Here is a 21,700-nt window from a genome sequence, read left to right as displayed (position 1 = left end):
CGCTTAAAAAGTAAGTATAGTGTGTGTGATTGTATTGTGATGCTTCCGACAAAGTATAAAAAAAGGCGTTACTACCAAATGAGTAACACCTTTATTTATATTTTGATCAAAACATTAATGCTTATGTTTTGTTTCACAAGAAACAGTTAATTTATGTCTTCCTTTAGCTCTTCTAGCAGCTAATACTTTTCTACCGTTAGGAGTAGACATTCTTTCCATGAAACCATGTTTGTTTCTTCTTTTTCTATTTGAAGGTTGAAACGTTCTCTTGCTCATTGCGTTTATCTTTAAATCTTAGTATTTTACTTTTCAAAAAATCAGCTTTGATATACTTGCGCCAAAACCGAGTGCAAATATATAAAGTCATTTGAATCTTACAAAGTCTTTTTGCAAAATATTTTCAGAAACTTGCGAATAGTGCCGATTTCAATTCCATTTCTAAGGAAAAAAGGGCGTGACTTTCGACCAAAGATAAGGAAAATATTTTTATTTCCACGAGCAGGAGGACTCAGTCTCGTAAGGCTTTGACCGACTCAAATCAAATGGCGCTTGGGTTTATGCTTTTTTGATCAAGCCGTATTCAATCGCCAAAGTAATCACAGAACTCAGATTGGTGGTTTGAAATTTCTCAATCAAATTCTTTCGATGACTGTCTACTGTATGGGTACTAATAAACAGACGATCGGCGATTTGTTGTGTTGTAAATCCCTGAGCAGCTTCTACCAATACTTCTTTTTCGCGTCGGGTGAGTTTGGGAATAATATTTAAACCCGTTTTGCTTTTCTTTTCTAAAACCATTTGGGTTTGAGAACACAAGAATGTTGCTTGGTCGTGTACTGTATAAATTCCCTGTACAATTTCATCGACAGATGCATTTTTTTGAATGTATCCCGAGGCTCCTTCTTGCAAGGAACTGTTTATTACAGCATACTCATTGTGAACACTCAACATGATGATTTGCATCTCAGGGTGTTTCTTTTTCAGGGGTTTGATCCAATCTAAGCTGTTGATGTCAGATAGGTTAATGTCCAACAATAAAATGTGAATGGGATTTTTTTTTAACCCTTTTTGGAGTGCGTCAATAGAAGGATAGCATCCCGTCACTTGAATGTGCTCTTGTTTGTTTAATATGTTTTTTAATCCTTCCAATAACAAAGGATGATCGTCAGTTAACGCTACTTTTATCATGTGTTATATTTTTGGGAATTGAAAATCAATACTCGTTCCGAGGTTTAGTTCTGAATGAATGTGCAAGTCCCCTTTGAGGAACTGCACCCTGGACTGGATGTTGTGTAATCCTGCTGATTGGGTTTGTTGAACCTGTTCTAGTTCAAAGCCACAACCATCATCTTCGATGGTCACCATATAGGAATCGTTGTTTTCAACGAGTTGAATAATGATCTGTTGAGGATCGGCATGTTTTAAGGCATTGTTGACCAATTCTTGTATAATGCGATAGACCAATAATTGTTTGTCTTGTTCTAGGGTATGGGTGTAGCCCAAAAATTGGACGGCAATATCCAGTTGATCCGTAGACATGCGGTTGGCATATTCTTTTAAGGCTTCTTCTAAACCGTATTTGATTAATAGATCGGGCATTAAGTTATGGGCTACCCGTCTGAGTTCATCTACAGCGTTGTCTAAATGTTCCATGGATTTACTCATCTCCGACTTGTTTTCGGCTGGTATTTTAGTATTGAGCGTACTCAATTGAATTTTCGTTCCAGAAAGCAACCCTCCTAATCCGTCGTGTAAATCTCGAGCTAAGCGCGATCGCTCCTGTTCTTGCCCGTCCAAAAGTGCCGTCAGTGTAGCGATTTTGGCGTGTTGCTTTTCTTTTTCTAGTGCTAAATTGTAAAGCTCATTTTGTTGCTTCATACTCTTTGTACGCTGTTTGTACACGTAAAGCAGAACAAAAACAAGTACGCCAAAAACAAGGGATAAGGCTAAGAAATACGTCTTGAGTTTTTCCTGATAGGACAGTGTTTTTTTAAAATGCTGGATATCCAGTAGCTTGTTGTCATTTTCAAGTTGAGACAATTGAAGCGCCTGCGCATGTGTTTCTGTTTCTAATTGGCTAATTTCTAGTTTTTTACGTTGGTTTTCTTCGGACAATTTTAAGTTTTCTAATTCCTGAAGTTGCTGTAATCCCAACGTTTTCATCAATTGAATTTGCTGTTCTTTTTTTTCAGAAGCCAATTGCAAGGTCAATAATTGTTGTTTTTGTTGCTCTTTTTCGTATTGTGCTTCTAAGCGCTTACTCACTTCTAGTTTATCTTGATCGTAGATCGATTGATAGGTCTGTAAGTAAAGCTTATTAAAGTATAAAGCGGCTTCGTTATTTCCTTCAGCTTCGTGTAAATACGCCAAACTCTCATAGATGGAGAGCAAAGTATTCTTATCGGGAAGATTGGTACTGTTGATGGCTGATAAGGCAGATAATAGATGTGCAGTAGCCGTTTGGGTATCGTCTTGTTGTAGGGCAATTTCGGCTAAGATTCCATAAGACGAGGCTTGAAAATTAGCTTGATTGCTTTCTTTAGCTTGTTCCAGCGCTAGTGTAGCATAGTACGTAGCCTGTTTGTTGTATTGTTTGGGAAATGCACGCAAGTATAAACTTGCTAGATTATTGGCAACAAAAGCCAAATCCGAGCGAAAGGGAATCAATTCCTGATTTTTTTCATAGGTTTTAATCGCCTTTTTATAGAAGTTCTCTGCTAAATCTCGGGCATAAATATTGTTGTTGTTGTGCGAGAATTCGCTTTCGTATAAATAGCCCATCATCATATAGGCATCAAAAAGTGAATTGGGATTATTTTGTTGAATAGCAACATCTAGTGTGAGTTTGCTGTATTTTTCTTGTAGTTCGTAATCATCCCAACTGGCATAAATACTAGTTAACTCTTTATAGGTTGCTGATAATCGACTTAATTTAGTTGGAGACGAAGGTGCTTTTTCAAACCACGTTATGGCAGTTAAAAACGATTGAACCGCTTTGGCCTCCTGATCGTCGCGTACATAAATCCATCCCTGACAATAATTGACATAGGCTTTGATTTCAAAGTGATCGATTTGTTGGGCGTAATTTAGCGCTTTGCCAATGGCATCATTCGCCTCTTTGGTTTGCTCATTGAGCTTGGCATTCATGGCTAAGATTGCATAGAGGTAGGCCGCATTGGCCTTGTCTGCTTGTTGCTCCGCTAGCTGAATATTCTCTTTTAAAAGCAGTTGAGCTTGTTCTTGTTGTTCGTGAAAATACAGGGCTTGTGCGTATTTTCCTACTAAATCAAAACGCCCACTACTGCCCGCCACTGTTTTGTCGTATTGTTCTTTGTATAACGTCAAAATTTCTTGTCCGTACACGCGAGTGGAAATACAACTGAGGATACACCACCCAAAAAATAGAAGAAACGGAAATGAAAATTTAGAAAAATACGACATAGACAATTGCTTAGCGATTCACTTTATTCGTGAATTTATTTTTTAAAGGTAATTCGAATTAAATGATGTTCATCCGGATCGATGGTATTATTTAAGTTTTGATCCACCACAAAGTAAAGATACAATTCTCCAATGCGATAATTGGACCACGTGATTTCATTGCCATCAATATTTACTCCATCGAGGTTCCATTGGTAAATATCCCATTCTTTTTGTGTGCCAATTTTATTGATACGGTGATCGCTATTGGATGCGTAGTACAAATATTGGTGCCCTTCTTCGCTCAAATTAGGAAAGAATTGGTTTTGATCAAAAGATGCTGCAAATCCTGTACCAGGACTAAAAAAAGCGATATCATCAAAAGACATGGATTCATATTCATTGACAAATTGACTATTGTCTGTCAGTAAGGCTTTAGCAGCATAGAATAGATTTTTTTTATTCTGATACGGTTTGTTTAAAAATTCAATACTAAAGCGTTCGGGTTTTAAGGTGATATTTTGTGTTTTTTGATCAATGACCAAGGTTTTTCCTCCTTGTTTAACGAGGATTGTTTTTGTTGTCACTTCTTGTGCATGTGTTACTACCCAAGTACAAAGGCTAAGACCTAGGGTCAAAAATAGTTTGTTCATAAATAGAAAGATTGTTAGTTGCTTACAAAAGTAACAATTAAGCCGTTTTGTTGTACTCCCTAAAAATGATGAGTTTGTGTTTTATTTAGTAAATAAAGGCTTTCTATTTTTTGAATTTCCCATAGTTAACCGCTTCAAAACTGCCATCTTCTTTTTTGATGAATGTTTCTTTTCCATCTTGTACTTCTACATTTTGAGCGGCTACACAAAACCAACAATCGTCAATTTTTTGCGTGACAAATAAAAACAAGGTGTTGCGAATCTGAGGCGCTTCATTTGTACTGAGAGCAGTTTGCTTACTCAATCGTATACGAGCGTGTACGGTGGCAATAGTATCGGTAAGGTATCTAACTTTGGTGCGTTTTAATTCTAAGTGTGATTGATTGAAAATCACGCGCAAGCCATAGTCATGAGCTTGATAAATGGCTGCTTTGTTTTGCCACCATAATCCAGTAACATTAACGAAATCTGCATCTTCAACAAAGAGTGCAGCTAATTGCTTTGCATCGTATTGATTCCATGCTGTTACAAATTGCTCGGCGATCTGTTCCGGTAAAGTTCTATTCATGCTAATTCTTTATGAAGGTAAAAATAAACAACGTAAAGGGATTTGCCTTAAGGATTAACTTATTCGTAACGCAAGGCTTCTACAGGGTCCAATTTAGATGCTTTAATGGCAGGATATAAACCAGAAATAACCGCAACAACTAGCGTGGTAATAAAAGCAGCTGAAATAGCTGACCACGGAATAGCAAAGGAAAAATGAAGAAATGAAGTCATCAAATAGGCTGTTCCAACGCCAAGTAAGGTGCCTAAGAGTCCGCCAAGTTGTCCAATAATAAGGGTTTCCGTAAAAAACTGTTGCGCTATAGTCTTGCGCTTTGCACCAAGTGATTTGCGAATACCTATTTCTTTGGTTCGCTCCGTAACAGATACCAACATGATATTCATCAGAGCAATAGAAGATCCCAAGATCGTGATCATCCCAATTAACCAAGCGGCTATATTTAACATGCTTACCTGATTTTCTAAGGATCGGATCATATCATCACTGCGTTCAATTCCAAAATTAGATTCCTGAGAAACTGCTAGGTTTCTGCTGGTTCTAAAATCAAGTGTCGCTTGATCAATTGCTTCATTTAATAAGCCTTCTTGGAGGATCCCCACTTTGATGGTGTAATTAATATTAGCCGTATTAAAGATATTTCGGGCAATTTGAAGGGGAATAAAGATACGTTGATCTTCATTTTGACCAAACGTACTGCCTTGTTCTTTGAGTATTCCTACCACTTTAAATTTGTATCCGCGAATAGAAATTACCTGATCAATAGGCGATTGTCCCTTAAACATGTTTTTAGAAAAATCAGAACCTACTACGCAAACAAAGTGGTTATTCTTACAGTCTGTATAGCTCAACGTTCGCCCTCTTTCAATTTGTAGCCCACTGTTGGCTAAGTAATTCTCATCTGCCCCTACAATGCTGACTTCGGGATCTGTTTTGACGTAATCGTTTTTTACTTCAATATTAGTGGCCGCATTAAAAGACAGCGAAACGGCAGAAAAAGGGTAGCGGTAACGCTCTTTAAAGTCTACCGCTTGCACATAGGTAATTGTTGGATTTTCTACTTGATTGGATTGATTTTTCGCTATTCTTCCTGCTGTATCATACTGACTAATGGTAAACGTGTTGGCACCCATCGAAGAGAAATCTTCAACAATGGTATTTTTTAATGCACTTACTACGGAGAGAATACCCACTAAAGCCCATATGCCTATAGCAATAATAAACACCGTGATAAAGGTGCGAAGCAATTGACTTTTGATACTAGTCGCAGCGATTTTTATATTTTCAAGCGTTATTTTCCACATGATTAATAAGTAGCTGAAAAGGGTGAAATGTTACGAGTAAAGATAGAAAAAGAAATGGGAAACTGAAACGCAGTGTAGGTTCATCGAACACCAAAACAAATATAAACTAGGTGAGATAAATGGGAAACCGAAACGCAGTGTAGGTTCATCGAACACCAAAACCAATATAAAATTAGGGAGATAAATGAATGAATTTATATCAATTTATTATCTGTCGCAATTTTGACCAATTCGATCATATTTTTAGCCTTGAATTTTTGCAATAAATTTCTACGGTGTGTTTCTACAGTAATAACGGAGATGAATAATTTTTCAGCAATTTCAGCAGAGGTATTCCCTTTAGCAATTGATTCTAACACCTGCTGTTCTCGCTTGGTTAGTCTTGGCAACTCAACATTGTTTGATGAAGCAGATAACATAATTTCCTGTACTTCTTTGCTTAAGGCAATTCCTCCACTTATGGCATTATCAATACATTGAATGATTTCGCAAGCATCTGCATTTTTTAAGATGTAGCCGTTTCCGCCATTTTCTAAAAAACGAAATATAATGCTGCGTTCTGCTTGATTACTGATCCCGATAACAATGGTTTTAGGCGATTTTTGTTTAATTGCTTTGCAGAAATCCAAACCACTTCCATCGTTCAGTACAATGTCTAACAGTATAATATCAGCTGTGTTTTCTTGTATAAAATCTAGTGCTGCCAATCCTCTTGTAAAAGAAAATAGTTGAAACTTACCTACCTGTTGCAATAACGATTTCAACCCTTCTAAAATCATCGGATGGTCATCGACTATTACCAAATTCAAACGATCATTAGGATACATAGCATTCTATATTTATGGTGGTTCCTTTTCCTGCTTCCGATAAAATCTCTACAGTTCCATTTATTAACGCTGTTCGGCTTTTAATATTTTTTACACCTAAGCCATAATCTACCTTAGATGTATCAAAACCAATGCCGTCGTCTTCAATCGTCAGGTTTATTGTATTTTGGTGTTGACTAATTTGAACAATAACATTGTTTGCCTGTGCGTGTTTGATGATGTTACTGATGCTTTCCTGAGCTATGCGATATAAAGATAATTGTACTTTAAATGGGATGTTGTCTGATACATCGAAAGCTTCAAACTGAATGTTAAATTGTTTTTGTGACATGGATTCACAAAGTTCTTTCAGTGCAATTTCCAACCCAAGGTTTTTTAGTGTTTCGGGCATTAGATTTCTGGCTATACGACGCATTTCTACCATGGATTTATCTATTTTTTGCAATAACTCACCCGAATTAGGAGCATTTTCTTGAGAGATTGACATGCGTATATTCGCAAGCATTCCACCCATACTATCATGCAAATCTTGTGCTATTCGCTGCCGTTCTTGCTCTTCGTTTTCTAATATGGCATTTTTTACTGCCAATTTTGCTTCCGTGCTTTTTTCTTTAATTTTCTGTTGATGAATAATTTCATTTTGAAGTAATCGACGTTTATTATTTCGGTAATAATTAAGAGTAATGAGTGTAATTAGCAATAAAATAACAGCGCCGGAAAGTGCTAAAGCCGTAATTAATTTACTGTTCTTTAAGTTAAACTGGGCTTCTTCTTCGTTACTTTTAGCAAGTAGTAATTCTTTTTCTTTCCGTGCAACATCGTATTTTAATTCTAAATCATTAATCTGCTTCTTGAAGCCCTGATCATGTATTTCTATAGTAAGATTGCTGTACTTTTTTAAATACTCATAGGCGTTTTCTGTTTTTCCTAATCCGATATAAGCATCTGAAATATGCCTGTAAACTGACGTTTTGTTTGCACCAACTTCATTAGTAAAGGGATCTTTTTCTAATAATAAGCCTAATTGTAAAGCCTCATTAAAACGTTTCATCTCCAATAATAAAGTAACCTTGTACATGTTTATTTCATGTATATGATAGGTTTTATTTGGACCTCCTGTAAATGTTAAGGCTTTGTTGTATGAATTTAATGCGGAGTTAAATTGATGGTTTTTTTGGAAGTATAAACCTTCTATCAAATAAAAAATACTTTTTTGATCAGCATCAGGATTGTTTTTGAGAATTTCTCTTGCTTTATCAATATAATCTTTTGCTTTATCTGTTTTGTTAAGGATAACATAACATTCGGCTATGCGATTGTACATACTGATCAATCTGTGCTTTTGATTTTCTTGAGATAGAAGAAGCTTTTCAGCATTTAAAAGGTAAACAATTGCTTTTTCGTATTGTTCTAAATTCATAAAACCTATCCCCAAACTAATGTTAAGCGTAGCAAGTCTGCTATTATCTTTTGCTTTTTCCGCAAACGGAATCGCTTTATTCAGCGTTAGTTCTACAAACTTTTTATCTTCATCCTCAATTTGATGAATCACCGCAATATTATTCCAAATATCAGATTGTATTTTGTAACTTTCTTCGTTTCCCTGAATTTTATCCAAGAAAGAATCGGCTGTTAAATAGTGTTTTTTGCTTTCTTCCAGATTTCCTTTTGCGTAATAATAATATCCCTTTTTTGCATGATACATCCCTTTTAAAAACAAGTTGTTATGAATCATTTCATGCCCTTTTTCTAAATATTCAAAAGTTTTTAACGAGTCTTTAGGTGTCCAATACGTAACTAAATTAAAGTAAATCGTTGCACGTAAACTATCGCTAGAAGCTGTCTCTAACGATTTGTATAAATCTTTAGCATATTGTTCCATATCTAACGGAAGTTGTGCGTGATTTTTTTGGGAAATTAACCCGAATAAAATAAGAAAAAACAAGGGAAATTTGTGCATATTGATGAAAGATTTAATGCAAATATCTTTATAAAAAATCATAAATTTTTATTGGAGTAAAAAATCATGGTAAACCATTAGATAAAAATCATGGTTTTCAACGATTGTCTTGACTTTACAATCTATAGAAATTTGTAATTCAAAATAATAGATATAGTATGAAAAAAGTAAACACAAAAATTGCGTTTTTAGGCATATTAGCCACATTGACATTTGGAACAGTCGCTACAAGTTGTAGTAAAAATGATGATAATAACGGATACGAACAACCAGCACAAGGCTCTATCGAGGCTGCTGCGGGAACGTACAAAGGAAAGTTATACACAAGTGATACTAATGGGGTCTATGAATGGTTCGATGCTATTGTTATTGTAACAAAAGAAGGGAGTAATCAATTAAAAATTACGGCAAAATCAGGGGAAGAATATTCCCATATAACTCCTAAAACCTTTACGGTAGAAACTTGTGCTTGTTTTGGTGAGAACACACAAGATATTGTTTCCTTAACTGGTAGTTTAGAGGGGATTTTTCACTATTATGGCTCTAATAAAAACATTCATGTTAGTACAGCTGAGCAATCCGCAACAGATGTTTGGTTTAATTTTGAAGGCGTAAAACAATAAATTAAATGCTTTTTTTAGCAAGTAAAACGTTTATCTTTAGCCTATCAAAAACTAGATAAAAATGAAAAAAACAACCCTTATTTTTGGACTATCAGCTCTGATTATATCTTGTAATCAAGCTGTAAAACAGCAGGAAGGTACAGAAGATTCCACAGAAATTCCTGTTGAAGTAAATGAAGTTAAAACAGAAAAGGAAAATTCCTCTACTGAATTCAATATAGAAGACCTTGCGTTTTCTACTGCCGATATTGGAGATTTTCCATTCATCAATCTTCCAGAAGGATTAGAAGCGGATCAAGGTGCTATACAACGTAAATTTGATGTTTGCTTCTTCCCAATCCAGGGGATCATGACGCCTTTTGAAGGGAAATTGTATAAAGCAAATATTAGCGCAGTTCGCGGCGAAGAATATTCTCAACGGTATTTCGAAAAAAGTATGGAGGATTACATGCTCTCTGTTGGAGCAGTTAAGGTTTTTGATGGCGAAATCACCAAAGAAGAATACGATCGTTATAATAAACAAGATCCGAATAAAGGAGGTTCTGGAGACATAGGGTACTGGAACCAAAATATCAAGTTTTTTATTATTCGAAGTAAAGACAAAGGAAATATTTATATCCAATGGACCTCAAATAATGCAGGAGGAAAATTAAATATTGTACAGGAAGAAGCTTTTAAACAAACCATTACAAAAGTAACGGCTGATGAAATTGTGAAAGATCTTTCGGAAAAAGGAAAATCTATTTTATATATCAATTTTGATGTAGATCAGTCAACGATCACAACCGATGGAAAGGAAGTGGTAACACAAATTGCAGAAGCACTTCAAAAAGATAAAAATGTAGTAATTGCAATCGAAGGTCATACAGATAATACAGGTAATGCTGTTCACAACAAAAAACTATCGAATGATCGAGCCAACTCGGTACTGAACGCTTTAATTGCAGACGGGATTGATAAAACACGATTATCAGCTATAGGATTCGGTTCTGAAAAACCTTTGGTTGACAACAATTCGGACGAAAATAAAGCTAAAAATCGTCGCGTTGAATTGGTGAAAAAGTAAGTAACAATAAAAAGCTGTTTCTTGAAGATAGAGAAACAGCTTTTTTAATACAGCAAGAATGAAAAAAATTAGTGTAAGCTGTTTATTATCTGTATTTATGTTGTTTAGTTGTAATACTTCAGACGACAGCAAAATACCAGATACCAGCAGTGAAATTATTAACACACCGTTTACAGAAGGTTCTGTTGAAATGGGAATTTTTAGTAATGACATTGATTTAGGAAAACTTATCGGTAAGATCGATTTTTCTAAAGCTAATGTAAAAGAACAATACGAACAATTAATAGCCCATGATGCGGAGGTAAAAGCAATTTTTGATTGGATTGCGAATATGGGAAATCAACATCCGCTAGCAGCTTGGGCGGTAACGTTAAATATTGCTGAATGTACCTATAATATTAAAAATGATGAGGTAGTAGGGAAAGTTCGCGGTTTTGGATGGACAATGGATAATTATTATAATAAACCCCAGGATCAAGCAAGTCTATATCTGGAAACGTTGGTACAAACCGATAAAATTAGGGATCAAGATAAAACTATATTTTCCTCTTTTAAACCTTCTGAACACAAAGGTTCTGGAGCAATAAACGAGGTGGATTTTAGTCAATTTAATCGAGAAACAAAAAGCGACAAACAAGTTATTTTGGGGTATGCCTGTGATGTAATGGTTTATACTCCCAAAACATTAGATGAAAATGCACCCATGCAAGTACAAAAATTAGTCGTTTATACTTCGCCCTTATTTACTGATGCCATCAATTTTGCCCATCCTTTTTATTTAGAAGAAAATCAGGGAATTTTGCGTTTAGATATTTATTATTTGAATAATGAAACCCCAACCCTGGTAATGAAGCCCAAGGAAATTAAAGAAATAAAACTTACAGCAGACGATTTAACAAGTAGAACGGCTGTTCCTGTTTATACACAAGATGATATCAATTGGGGATTTAAAGCTTTAGGGATCATGATGAGCGGTTGGGGGATGTTAGAGCACTAAAATTGACATCACCTGGTATTTATTCTTTTTCATTTTGATCCTTTTTATTAACCGCTAGTATTCAGCTGATACAGCTTTTTTCTGAATGCTAGAAAATAAAGTGGCTCTTTATAATAACGCTTTTATCAAAAAAGTAAAAAAGTGAAACAACAAAGAATAAACGGTGCAAAAAAATATACTATAGCAGCATTTTTTCTATTTATTGAAAACAACTCATCTCCCATCACTCATTTATCTCACCTAGTTTATATTTGTTTTGGTGTTCGATGAACCTACACTGCGTTTCGGTTTCCCATTTCTCTTTCTATTTTTCCATTAAAAATACCTATTTTTGTAGGGTTAAATAATTTGAAAATTAATTAAAAATGGCAAAGAAACCAGGTATTCCAAAAGGGACAAGAGATTTTTCTTCGATTGAAGTAGCAAGAAGACAATACATTATGCAAACAATCCGTCATCATTTTGAGCATTTTGGTTTCCATCCCATTGAAACGCCTTCTTTTGAAAATTTAGAGACCCTAATGGGGAAATATGGAGAAGAAGGAGATCGATTAATTTTTAAGATATTGAACTCTGGGGATTACCTAAGCAAAGTAGATGAAACTTTATTGGAAGAGAAGAACAGCTTAAAGTTGACGAATCAGATTTCGGAAAAAGCACTGCGTTACGATTTAACTGTGCCTTTTGCTCGTTATGTTGTGATGCACCAAAATGAGTTGGATTTTCCGTTTAAACGCTACCAAATGCAACCCGTTTGGCGTGCAGATCGCCCTCAAAAGGGAAGATTTAGAGAGTTTTATCAATGTGATGCCGATGTTGTAGGGTCAAAATCGCTATGGCAAGAAGTAGAATTTGTTTTGCTGTATGATCGTGTATTTACAGCTTTGGGAATTGAAGGAGTAACGATTAAATTAAACAACAGAAAGATATTAGCGGGAATTGCTGAGGTTATTGGCGCTAGTGATAAGTTGATTGATTTTACGGTTGCCTTGGATAAATTAGACAAAATCGGTGAAGAAGGCGTGAAGAATGAAATGATCGAAAAAGGCATCGATGCTGTAGCTATTGAGAAAGTTCAACCGCTATTCAATTTCACAGGAAGCTTTGAAGAAAAGATTGCGAAATTAGGTCAACTTTTAGCCGATTCGGAACAAGGAACAAAAGGAGTAGAAGAGTTAGCTTTTGTTGGTAAGGAAATTGCACAAATTGGCTTATCTACAGCAACATTGAACTTAGACGTAACCTTAGCTCGTGGATTGAATTACTATACCGGAGCCATTTTTGAAATCGGTGCTCCTGATACAGTTCAGATGGGATCGATCGGCGGTGGTGGACGTTATGACGACTTAACGGGAATTTTTGGACTGAAAGATATGAGTGGAGTAGGTATTTCCTTTGGTTTGGATCGTATCTATTTAGTGATGGAAGAGTTGAATTTATTTCCTGCAACTGTAACAGTTTCTTCTCGTGTGATGTTTTTAAATTTAGGTAGAGATGAAATGAGTTATGCAATGCAAGCAGTGGCGCAGTTAAGAGATGCAGGAATCAAAACAGAAATCTATCCCGATGCTGCAAAAATGGGAAAACAGTTCCAGTTTGCAGATAAAAAGGGAATTCCTTTTGCTGTCTTAGCAGGAAGTGAGGAAATGCAGCAACAGAAATATACCGTAAAAGATTTAGCTTCAGGTGAGCAACAAACGGTAAGTATAGAAGAATTAAAAGAAATGGTGAAATAAAGCGCTATTTTTAATACAATAATATCAACAAAGCAGTAAATTTTATTTACTGCTTTTTTTTTGGACAACAATCAGCAAGAGCAGGGAATAAAATTCGGCGTCAAGAAATTTTAGGAACCCGATGGCGAGAATTTGAGAATCCGTGCGTTAGATTGATTCTAATTCTTTTATAAAAGAGAAGATAAATTATATGTGCCATCGGCTTGGGTTTTGTTCGGGTTTTGTTCGAGTCTCCTTCGGTAAATAGGGGGTAATCCCTCGTAAATACGCATGTTTACCGAAGAAGACCCAAACAAAACTAAAATAAAACAATACAAACAACTGAATAACAGTTGTTTGTATTGTTTTTATAGGGACAAATAAAGCCATTTGAGCTTTTTTTCCATCTAAGGGAAGGGGGGGACAGGGTAATTTCGACTGATGTAGGTTTGTAGTTTATTCATGTAGCTTGTGAATAACAAGGAACGATGCCCGATGGCACAGATTCAAATTCGCGCCATCGGAATGGTATAGCTAATATCTTTCCAAAAAAGAAAACCATTGAATTTGATTCGATTTTTTTTCTTTTAGATTTGTGAACTAATTAGTTAGCAAGAAGTAGCCTAACGTATAAATTTTATTTTGTAAAAAGTTCAGCTAACAAATTCAAACAAAAATTTATGTCTTACCTTAGCTCAAAGGAAAAGTAGCATTAAAAAAAAGGAGTATGTCGGTAGAACATGTTGGAATACAGGATTTTATTAAAAATTACAACGCCGTAGATCGCGATTGGTTAGCTTTAAAATGGAACGGAAAGTTTGGCGCTAAGTTTAAAGACGAGAATTATATCTTTAGGCAACAAATTGCCAGTATTGTATGTGATCAGATTCACACCGTGAATATTGACCTCATTCGCGATTTATTTATTGAATTGGGCAAAGTTGCTCAAGTGAGTTTTTCTGTGTTTACCAACTATCATCTACTTGCTCAAGAATTATTAGAACGAGGAGGAAAAGAATACCTCTTTGACTATGTGTGTGCAGCCCATATTTCTTTTGATACCTTTTTGAGTACCGCCAATATTACCCTTTCTCCCGCGAGAACCCGTGAATTGCTGTCTTACTTTGACTTTTTGAAGCAAACAGAATCGGACCCTCAAGTTCAAAAAATGTTGACAGACCACATTCGCAATCGATTCGTGTGCCTACAAAAACTGGGTGATACAGTAAATTAATAAGCCGACTAAACCTCCCACTAAGGTCCCGTTAATTCGAATAAATTGCAAGTCTTTTCCCACTTCCAGTTCGAGTTTATCGCTGAGTTCACGTCCATCCCATTGATCTACTGTAGTGCGAATTAACGTCCCTACTTCTTGCGTATTGCGCAAAGCTAGACGATAAAGCGTCACTTGGGTCCATTGGTTTAAACGCTGTTGCAATTCCCGATCTTGTTCAAGGCTCTTGGCCACAGATTGAATCGCCTGACGAATATAAGCACGTAAAGGAGAATCCACTGCTTCAAGCTGTTGTAAAATTGCTTGTTTACTGCTGTTCCAAAAATCAGTCAGGTATTGATTGAGGATATCTTCCGTAATAAATTGATGTATCGTTTCCCTGATCTTGCTTTTCCAGGTTGGAGAAGAGGCAATATCTTGTGCCAATTGATGGAGTTGTAGGCTAATTTCTTGACGAACCTTGTGCTGTTCGTCTTGTTCAATATCGGCTAAGAAGGCTTGTAATCCTTTGATTAATTGATTGGTCACTGTTTTACCGCCAATCAACCCCAATAGCGGCTTCTTCTCAATGATTTGATCATAGATTTCCGTTCGGTGTTCCTCTACATACACCTGAATTTTGGGAAGAACTAAGGTCATTAATCGATTGGGTTCATTTTGATCGATTGCAAATTGCAATCCTTGGGCAATCAGCTGTTGCCATTGGATTTGATCCAGCCCTTGTTGGGCTTTTTGAGAAAGAAAATCAATGACTCTTTTCTCGTCTAGATCAGTCAAAATCGTCTGAATTAAAAAACCTACTTCGCGTTCGATTAGCTGTTGACTCTTGGGTTGTTTCAACCAATTAGAGAGAAAAGTAGCGACTTCTAATTTATTGATATAGGGGCGAATACTCGTGGGAGTAAGGAAGTTATCTGTAACGAAATTTCCTAGATTATCGCCAATGTCATTCTTTTTGTTTTCAATGAGATTGGTATGGGGAATCTTAATCCCCATAGGGTGTCTAAACAAGGCCGTTACCGCAAACCAATCCGCTAAGGCACCAACCATAGCCGCTTCCGAAAAAGCTTTGACATAACCCATCCACGACATTGGGGTATGCTTCAGAAAATAAACCATACTGAGATAGACCACTGCCATCGCTAAGAATAAACCCGTTGCAATTCTTTTGTGTAATCGGAGTTGTGCCTTTTTATCTGCCATACCCTAGTTTTTAGTTAAAGATACGGAATTTTGTTTTTTTTGTTGTTTGTACTTTGCTCGTTGTTTTTTGCTCGTTGCACGTTGTACTTTGCACGTTGTTCGTTGTTGGTTGTTATTTAAATCCTCACCTAATCTCACAAAGAGAGAAAACCAAACCGCACGAAAACCAAAGAACAAAGAACAAAGAACAAACCGCGCAACAAACATCAAAACTGTTCGTTCACGTGAAAACTCACTATTTCATAGGTCCTAGGGTGTCGAAATGTAATTTCTTCCGCATGTAAGAAGAGGCGGGTGCTTTTGGTACCATATAAATCATCGCCTACAATCGGCGTATTTAATCCCTTGGGATGGGAGGCATGCATACGCAATTGATGGGTTCTACCCGTAATAGGATAGAAGTAAACTTTGGTTTTACCGTCTTTTCGTTCGATGACTTCCCATTTGGTTTTAGCGGGTTTACCGTGTTCAAAACACACCATTTGACGAGGGCGATCTTCCAAATCGACGCGTAAGGGTAAGTCAATTGTTCCTGAATCCTCATGAATGATGCCATCTAATAAAGCGACATAGCGCTTGGTTACTGTTTTTTTGATGAATTGACTCTGTAGCGCCTTATGGGCCTCTTTGTTTTTAGCAATCACTAAAATACCCGAAGTAGCCATATCCAACCGATGAACAATAAGAGGTCCTGTTGCTTTTGGATAGCGTATTTTCATGCGTTCGTAAATGGAATCTTGAATGTAAATCCCAGGAACGCTTAAAAATTCCTCTGGTTTATTGACAATAGCAAAATCCTCATCTTCGTATACAATTTCGATCGGACGTTGAAGTTCGGGATTGATCAGCAAAGGATTGTCATCCACGGTCAATCCACCCAACATATGCCCCAAAATAGGTTCACATTTTCCTCTACAAGCCGGGTAGAAGTGCTTGTGTTTGCGAATTTCAGATTTAGGCGATTCCCCCCACCAGAATTCAGCCATGGCAATAGGCTTTAAATCGTTGAGATAGGCGTATTGTAACAATTTAGGAGCTGCACAATCTCCTGCGGCAGCTGGGGGCTGTTGTAGGGCTGTGGCTTCAAAAATAGCAAGTAAATCTTGTTCCTCTTTGTTGAAGTTGAGAAAGCGATACTGTTGAAACAACTGTTGCTGTAAGGCATTAGACTTCTGCTTGCGCTCTTCTTTTAAGAGCGTAATTGTTTCTTCAAAATCGAAAATCACCTGTTGAGTAGCTGCTATTTGCTCTTGCCAATAAGCAGTTAATACGCGTAATTCATGTTTATCGCGTAAACTTTGCTTGATTAAATCTTCATTAAATGCATCAAAATCAAGCGAATTAAGTCGATTTTCTTGGGCCTCTCTCAGTAATTTTCGCTCATTTTTCAATTGTTTGAGCAACTTTTTTTTGTCCGCTATCACTTGTTTCTCCGTTGCAAGTTGTTCTTGAAGTAGTGCCTGAGCATTTTGATAAATACGGTCTTGTTGTAGCTTTTCAATTTGGGCATTAATACTGTTTAAAACCGCTTCTTCTTTGGTAAAAAAACTGTCTTTGTTCCACAAATCAAATACGGGAGGAACAAAACCTTCCAAATGCGTATAAGGTCCCAATTTACCTGAAAAAGCACGCAAATACCCCAAGTCACCTGTCTGATTCTCTACAATCAATATCCCAAACATTTTACCCGCAGGTAAACACAGTGGGTGAGAAGGATCAAAAAGAGGAAGGAGTACTTCGTTGTGTTCTAGCTCTCGTTGTAGTTCTTCACAAGCGACAATACTCAAAGGATGAGGCTCGTAGTAAAAGGGAAACGTGAATTTTTGTGGTTTGTTGATCGATTGAATATCCGATTGAAATCGTCTAAAAGCTACATCGAGAGTGGACATGGTTTTGCATTTGTTTGTTGCAAAATTACATATTACACATGGAACAAAAAAGCGTTTTTTGGGTGGTTAGGTGAGGGGCGGCGGCGCGCGGTTTGTTCTTTATCTCACTTAGTTAATATTTGTTTTAGTGTTCGATGAATCTACGCTACGCTTCGATTTGTTCTTTGCTCAGTTGTGGAGGTTGAATGAAAATTAAATAACACCGCACACCGTACACCGCACAAAGCGCAAACCGCGCAAAAAACAAACCGCGCAAAAAACAAAGCACAAAAAACAAAGCACAAAAAAACAAGAGGCTATCCCTAAAGACAGCCTCTTGTTTGAAAGAAGGTTTTGGATAGAATCCGTCGGTTATAAGCGATAAGCACCTATTGTTCGACTTCCTGCTCTAGCTTGTTCATCTAAATCTGAAGTAAATACCTCAATAGGGCTTGTACTTCCCAATCTATTGCGAAGTTCCATTAGCTCTTCCACACTAAATCCTTGGGTAGCAAGCGGACTGGTTGCTGTAGCGGGACGTATTTTTAGTGGGTTTGCCGTATCTAGCTGTTGAGGGGTAAATGTTCCACTAGCAACGTTTTCTTCACCTAAAATTTGGTTGTGTACGGCTGATTGAGTTGCTGTAGTTGTACCTGCAGGGTTGATTCCATTTGTATTGGCTGCACTTGGATTGTCAAACACCAAACTGTTATACAAATTAATTGTATTGTTCGCTTGGTTGTTTATCGCACCGAAATTCTTGGTAGATGTATTCTTGTACACCGTTGAACTAATCAAATGTAAGATAGCACCATTGTGAGTCGAAATGGCTCCACCTTCACCATCTGTAGCGGCATTGTTGTAGAAGTAGGTATTGAGCATTATCGATTTTGAATTGTCGCGATGGTAAATTCCTCCTCCATTGGCTCTTGCTTGGTTATTGGTAACAGTCACATTGGTTAGGTTGATTTCTGAATTGTTTAAGGTCTGTATACCTCCAGCAACTCCTCCTGCTTTGTTGAAGGAAATATCAGAGAAACTTAGGCTTGCTTTGGAGTTGTTTAAGAATAAACCACCACCATTTGAATTGGTATTTAGACCTACATTTTCGTTTATTATACTGTGTGAGATGGTCCATTCACTTTGTTTGACTGCGTAAATTCCCGCTCCATGTCGTCCTGAATTATTGCGGATAACCTGACAGTTTTCAAGCACAACGTTGGACTCAATACTGATGATTCCAGCTCCGTGATCTCGCGGAACATCATACCCTTTTATTTTGAGATTACTTGCTCCAGCATCTGCATTTCCTTCGGTTATCGTTATATTTTTCAGGGTAACGGCTAGGTTTGTAATCTTTTGAGCGAATATGGTAACCACGTGTACACTCTGATTGTTTCCAGATAAAATGGTCTGGCGTGTAGGATCTACTTTTGCACCCGTTGTCGCATCCTGAGGATAGCCACCAATTAACGTTAGGTTGGTCTGGATAAAGAAGGTCTTGTCTTTGTCCAATGTACTGTCGATGTTGGCGGTGTGTTCTGGTTGATAATTTCCTTCTGCTATATGAATGACATCGTTGTTGTTTAACGCTAGTTCTAGCGCTTTCGGTAAGCTTGTAGCTTGTTCCCAACTACTTCCATCTCCCGTTCCATTTTCTTTGACATAGTAATGGCTAAAGGTATCATCCAGGTTGGCTTTGGCCTGCTTAACGGTAATAATTTCTTTGCTATCATCCGTAATTTTGATCGTTATAGTTCCTACGCGGTCTTCTAACGCAAGATTCTTGTCATGCGTTAGTTGCAAGGTGTGCTTTCCTGCTTCTCCGCGAACGAGATTTGGAACGAGCCAATTGCTGTTGCTTTCAATACGCCAAGGAAGGTTAGCTTCAAAAATAATTTCTACTTCTCCTTTGTCTTTTTCTACTTCAAATGCATTTTTAGACAGGGATAAATTGGGATTGGTTGGCGTAAAACCATAGCGATTGTCATCTGCACTACAACTGAAGAAGAAAAACGCACAGGCATAAAGGAACCCCAAAATAAAAAAAGCTTTCAGTGACTGTGTTTTCATGTTTATTTTGCTTTAGTGATGATGATTCCGTTTCCTACTGCTCGTTCTATTCCTCCATTATCAGAAGGGAGGTTGCGGATTTGAAAGCGATTAAGGGTAAAATCAGGATTAATAAAAAAGGTAGAACTACCTCCACCATCGAGATTTAAAGCGCTTACAGAACCAATGCTGCGCATAAAATCACCTAAATCCTCATAATTCATGCCGTTTGACCAAGTGTAGTTTCGACCGTCAACCACCATAAGGAGTAATTGATTCTCTGCTGTGATTCCCACTGCTGTACGGGGATGAATTTCCTTATCTGTTTGAACTAAAGTTTGCCCATTCTTAACGAGCCAAACGCCCCCAGATACTGCTTGTTGCAGCTGTTGGGCTTGTTGATCAAAGTTTTCGATTTCTTCTAAACTAACCTTGTTTTCCTTGTCTACGGCTAAATACCCTTCATTTCTATTGGTGAAAGATGCTCTCAAAATCATACCATTAAAGACAAATATTCCTCGAGGTACTCCAGTTGTCATGTCATAAAAATCACCATTAACACCTCCAACAACCTCAAAATTAGGGTTTAGTAGGGCTGTGGCTTGTCCTGTCATCGGTTGCATGGCAAATTCCGGTTTATTGTAGGGCATAGAAGCAACAACAGATACTTTGGGATTGTTGAGGTCAATGGTATAAACAAAAGTCTTCATACTATTGCCCTTTTTAGCTAAGTAAGATAATTCATTGACTTGAACTCCTTCCGTTAACGTATAGGTGGAATCTTTAAATATTTGTGCAATTAAGTTGCTTTTTTCAACGAGTTGCGTTCCCATTTCAGTTTTAGGAACCGCTTTATACGTGGTGAAAGTATCATCCGTTTTTGTTTGACAAGAAACTTGAAGGCTGATAAATAAGCTGAATAATAAATAGTGTACTGATTTCATTAGTAACCGGGATTAGGTGTTAGTTTTTCGTTTAATTGTAGTTCTCCTCCAGGAATAGGCAAGAGGTGTTGGAAGTCTAGAAGACCTAAGTGTTGTTTAGCCGTGTTTGTGCGTATGTAGTCGTAGTATGAAAATCCTTCAGCCAAGAATTCTTTTCGTCTTTCTTCGAGCACAAGTGTGAGCATTTCGGCTTGAGAAGTAGGGTGTACTTCAGGTAACCCTCGTGCAGTTCGCACTGCATTAAGGCGTTGGGTTCCCAAATCCAAAGCAGAGGTTTCTGCACTGATTAAGTAAAGTTCTGCAATACGCGAAATAATTACAGGATCTGTTCCTGTCTGCCCGCTTGGATATTTGTTGATGCAGTCTTGTCCGCCAAAAACTCCAAAGGAAATCGCTCTTCTTTTATCATTCGTCCCAATCAATTCTAATATTTCTTTTGATGGTGCATACACATAGCTTCCTTTATTTGGATGCCCGTAGTTATAAAACAAAGTGCTAATGGTATTGGAAGATTCAGTTGTTAGGTTTTCAAAAGCAAAAATGACTTCTGTATTGGCTTCTTTGCGAAAGATCTTTTCAAAACTATCTAAGGCATAGTTTCCTTTGGTAATTAATTGTTCTGCCAAGGCTGACGCCTCGCTTCTTTTGTTTTGGGTTAGCATAACGCGTGCTTGGAGAGCAATTACGGCATCCTGAGAAACATAGTAGTAACTCTTTGCAGTGGCTAAGAATTCGTGAGCGGTAGCTAGATCCTTTTCTACCTGTTCCCATACCAATGCTTTAGGGGCACGGCTAGGTTTTTCTACCGTGTTTTTTGTTAATAGGGGGACATCTCCCCATCGCGTCACTAAGCTATAGTATATATAAGCCCTGAAATAGTGGGCTGTACCTCGAATTCGCCTCGTGTCTTCATCTAATGGAAGAGCTTCTGCAATGGCAAGTACATTGTTTACTTGGTATAAGGCGCTGTAATACCCTTTCCAACTGTTGACAATAATACTGTTTAACGGATTAAGGGTGTTGTTGATTACATCCTTGCTCGTGGTACTCGATCCTTGTACATTGCCGCCAATAATGTCAAACATAATCCACGATTCGCGTTTGGGATCGTTTTGTACACTGTTGTACATCCCATTTTCTAACGCTTTTAAATCGTTTGGTGTAATGGCATCTGGAGAAATTCCCGTTCTTGGGTGTAGGTCTAATTCACTGCTGCAAGAAAAGAGCGAAAGACTAAGGGCTAGTAAAAGTATTTTTTTCATTGTTTTT

The 21,700-nt window shown here is 37.2% G+C and carries 18 protein-coding genes; 5 read left to right on the top strand and 13 right to left on the bottom strand.

Going from position 1 to position 21,700, the window contains the following annotated elements; all coding sequences use genetic code 11:
- Positions 1 to 114 precede the first annotated feature (114 nt).
- From rpmH to ACPDHL_RS06325, 8 genes are all read right to left on the bottom strand, one after another.
- A complete protein-coding gene (gene rpmH, locus ACPDHL_RS06360; RefSeq protein ID WP_002990519.1) occupies positions 115 to 276 on the bottom strand; it encodes a 50S ribosomal protein L34 in 162 nt (53 codons plus the stop codon).
- Between the two features lie 279 nt (positions 277 to 555).
- The gene (locus ACPDHL_RS06355; RefSeq protein ID WP_430531955.1) at positions 556 to 1,188 is read right to left on the bottom strand and encodes a response regulator; all 633 of its coding nucleotides are present in this window, start codon (positions 1,186 to 1,188) and stop codon (positions 556 to 558) included.
- 3 nt (positions 1,189 to 1,191) lie between these two features.
- Entirely contained in the window at positions 1,192 to 3,441 is a 2,250-nt protein-coding gene (locus ACPDHL_RS06350) for a tetratricopeptide repeat-containing sensor histidine kinase (protein WP_430531954.1), read from the bottom strand.
- Positions 3,442 to 3,476: 35 nt separating this feature from the next.
- Complete coding sequence (locus tag ACPDHL_RS06345) at positions 3,477 to 4,073, bottom strand: hypothetical protein (RefSeq protein WP_430531953.1); 597 nt, start codon at positions 4,071 to 4,073, stop codon at positions 3,477 to 3,479.
- A 103-nt stretch (positions 4,074 to 4,176) separates the two neighbouring features.
- Positions 4,177 to 4,641 carry an SgcJ/EcaC family oxidoreductase gene (locus ACPDHL_RS06340; protein WP_430531952.1) on the bottom strand — a complete coding sequence of 155 codons (465 nt, stop codon included), beginning with the start codon at positions 4,639 to 4,641 and terminating at the stop codon, positions 4,177 to 4,179.
- A 59-nt stretch (positions 4,642 to 4,700) separates the two neighbouring features.
- Entirely contained in the window at positions 4,701 to 5,942 is a 1,242-nt protein-coding gene (locus tag ACPDHL_RS06335) for an ABC transporter permease (RefSeq protein ID WP_430531951.1), read from the bottom strand.
- Positions 5,943 to 6,136: 194 nt separating this feature from the next.
- Complete coding sequence (locus ACPDHL_RS06330) at positions 6,137 to 6,769, bottom strand: response regulator (protein WP_430531950.1); 633 nt, start codon at positions 6,767 to 6,769, stop codon at positions 6,137 to 6,139.
- The gene (locus tag ACPDHL_RS06325) at positions 6,759 to 8,651 is read right to left on the bottom strand and encodes a tetratricopeptide repeat-containing sensor histidine kinase (RefSeq protein WP_430531949.1); all 1,893 of its coding nucleotides are present in this window, start codon (positions 8,649 to 8,651) and stop codon (positions 6,759 to 6,761) included. Before ACPDHL_RS06325 ends, ACPDHL_RS06330 begins: the two co-directional genes overlap by 11 nt.
- A gap of 236 nt (positions 8,652 to 8,887) precedes the next feature.
- On the opposite strand from ACPDHL_RS06325, the gene ACPDHL_RS06320 reads away from it, so the two are divergent.
- The 5 genes from ACPDHL_RS06320 to ACPDHL_RS06300 all read left to right on the top strand — a co-directional run bounded on the left by ACPDHL_RS06320 (position 8,888) and on the right by ACPDHL_RS06300 (position 14,364).
- Positions 8,888 to 9,352, top strand: a complete 465-nt coding sequence (locus ACPDHL_RS06320) for a hypothetical protein (RefSeq protein WP_430531948.1) — start codon at positions 8,888 to 8,890, stop codon at positions 9,350 to 9,352.
- A 61-nt stretch (positions 9,353 to 9,413) separates the two neighbouring features.
- Positions 9,414 to 10,418, top strand: a complete 1,005-nt coding sequence (locus ACPDHL_RS06315; protein WP_430531947.1) for an OmpA family protein — start codon at positions 9,414 to 9,416, stop codon at positions 10,416 to 10,418.
- Between the two features lie 58 nt (positions 10,419 to 10,476).
- Positions 10,477 to 11,415 (top strand): hypothetical protein, encoded by a 939-nt coding sequence (locus tag ACPDHL_RS06310; protein ID WP_430531946.1) that lies wholly within the window; start codon positions 10,477 to 10,479, stop codon positions 11,413 to 11,415.
- Between the two features lie 365 nt (positions 11,416 to 11,780).
- The gene (gene hisS / locus ACPDHL_RS06305; RefSeq protein WP_430531945.1) at positions 11,781 to 13,151 is read left to right on the top strand and encodes a histidine--tRNA ligase; all 1,371 of its coding nucleotides are present in this window, start codon (positions 11,781 to 11,783) and stop codon (positions 13,149 to 13,151) included.
- 706 nt (positions 13,152 to 13,857) lie between these two features.
- A complete protein-coding gene (locus ACPDHL_RS06300) occupies positions 13,858 to 14,364 on the top strand; it encodes a hypothetical protein (RefSeq protein ID WP_430531944.1) in 507 nt (168 codons plus the stop codon).
- Here ACPDHL_RS06300 and ACPDHL_RS06295 read toward each other — a convergent pair.
- From ACPDHL_RS06295 to ACPDHL_RS06275, 5 genes are all read right to left on the bottom strand, one after another.
- Positions 14,335 to 15,567, bottom strand: a complete 1,233-nt coding sequence (locus ACPDHL_RS06295; protein WP_430531943.1) for a DUF445 domain-containing protein — start codon at positions 15,565 to 15,567, stop codon at positions 14,335 to 14,337. The two genes, ACPDHL_RS06300 and ACPDHL_RS06295, sit on opposite strands and share 30 nt — an antisense overlap.
- A 206-nt stretch (positions 15,568 to 15,773) precedes the next feature.
- The gene (locus ACPDHL_RS06290) at positions 15,774 to 17,456 is read right to left on the bottom strand and encodes a pseudouridine synthase (protein WP_430531942.1); all 1,683 of its coding nucleotides are present in this window, start codon (positions 17,454 to 17,456) and stop codon (positions 15,774 to 15,776) included.
- A 351-nt stretch (positions 17,457 to 17,807) separates the two neighbouring features.
- Positions 17,808 to 19,508, bottom strand: a complete 1,701-nt coding sequence (locus ACPDHL_RS06285; protein ID WP_430531941.1) for a BACON domain-containing protein — start codon at positions 19,506 to 19,508, stop codon at positions 17,808 to 17,810.
- Positions 19,509 to 19,510: 2 nt separating this feature from the next.
- Positions 19,511 to 20,431 (bottom strand): phosphodiester glycosidase family protein, encoded by a 921-nt coding sequence (locus ACPDHL_RS06280; protein WP_430531940.1) that lies wholly within the window; start codon positions 20,429 to 20,431, stop codon positions 19,511 to 19,513.
- Positions 20,431 to 21,693, bottom strand: a complete 1,263-nt coding sequence (locus ACPDHL_RS06275) for a RagB/SusD family nutrient uptake outer membrane protein (RefSeq protein ID WP_430531939.1) — start codon at positions 21,691 to 21,693, stop codon at positions 20,431 to 20,433. Before ACPDHL_RS06275 ends, ACPDHL_RS06280 begins: the two co-directional genes overlap by 1 nt.
- Between the last annotated feature and the right edge of the window lie 7 nt (positions 21,694 to 21,700).

This window comes from Myroides sp. C15-4 (genome assembly GCF_050522745.1).
Taxonomy (GTDB): domain Bacteria; phylum Bacteroidota; class Bacteroidia; order Flavobacteriales; family Flavobacteriaceae; genus Flavobacterium.
Note: the sequence above shows the minus strand (reverse complement) of the source record. Positions and strands in the feature narration are given on the sequence as shown.

Coding starts and splice junctions, on each gene's coding strand:
- ACPDHL_RS06350 (WP_430531954.1), bottom strand. CDS start 3,441: ATGTCGTATTTTTCTAAATTTTCATTTCCGTTTCTTCTATTTTTTGGG.
- ACPDHL_RS06310 (WP_430531946.1), top strand. CDS start 10,477: ATGAAAAAAATTAGTGTAAGCTGTTTATTATCTGTATTTATGTTGTTT.
- ACPDHL_RS06275 (WP_430531939.1), bottom strand. CDS start 21,693: ATGAAAAAAATACTTTTACTAGCCCTTAGTCTTTCGCTCTTTTCTTGC.
- ACPDHL_RS06295 (WP_430531943.1), bottom strand. CDS start 15,567: ATGGCAGATAAAAAGGCACAACTCCGATTACACAAAAGAATTGCAACG.
- ACPDHL_RS06315 (WP_430531947.1), top strand. CDS start 9,414: ATGAAAAAAACAACCCTTATTTTTGGACTATCAGCTCTGATTATATCT.
- ACPDHL_RS06280 (WP_430531940.1), bottom strand. CDS start 20,431: ATGAAATCAGTACACTATTTATTATTCAGCTTATTTATCAGCCTTCAA.
- ACPDHL_RS06285 (WP_430531941.1), bottom strand. CDS start 19,508: ATGAAAACACAGTCACTGAAAGCTTTTTTTATTTTGGGGTTCCTTTAT.
- ACPDHL_RS06290 (WP_430531942.1), bottom strand. CDS start 17,456: ATGTCCACTCTCGATGTAGCTTTTAGACGATTTCAATCGGATATTCAA.
- hisS (WP_430531945.1), top strand. CDS start 11,781: ATGGCAAAGAAACCAGGTATTCCAAAAGGGACAAGAGATTTTTCTTCG.
- ACPDHL_RS06345 (WP_430531953.1), bottom strand. CDS start 4,073: ATGAACAAACTATTTTTGACCCTAGGTCTTAGCCTTTGTACTTGGGTA.
- rpmH (WP_002990519.1), bottom strand. CDS start 276: ATGAGCAAGAGAACGTTTCAACCTTCAAATAGAAAAAGAAGAAACAAA.
- ACPDHL_RS06355 (WP_430531955.1), bottom strand. CDS start 1,188: ATGATAAAAGTAGCGTTAACTGACGATCATCCTTTGTTATTGGAAGGA.
- ACPDHL_RS06340 (WP_430531952.1), bottom strand. CDS start 4,641: ATGAATAGAACTTTACCGGAACAGATCGCCGAGCAATTTGTAACAGCA.
- ACPDHL_RS06300 (WP_430531944.1), top strand. CDS start 13,858: ATGTCGGTAGAACATGTTGGAATACAGGATTTTATTAAAAATTACAAC.
- ACPDHL_RS06335 (WP_430531951.1), bottom strand. CDS start 5,942: ATGTGGAAAATAACGCTTGAAAATATAAAAATCGCTGCGACTAGTATC.
- ACPDHL_RS06330 (WP_430531950.1), bottom strand. CDS start 6,769: ATGTATCCTAATGATCGTTTGAATTTGGTAATAGTCGATGACCATCCG.
- ACPDHL_RS06325 (WP_430531949.1), bottom strand. CDS start 8,651: ATGGAACAATATGCTAAAGATTTATACAAATCGTTAGAGACAGCTTCT.
- ACPDHL_RS06320 (WP_430531948.1), top strand. CDS start 8,888: ATGAAAAAAGTAAACACAAAAATTGCGTTTTTAGGCATATTAGCCACA.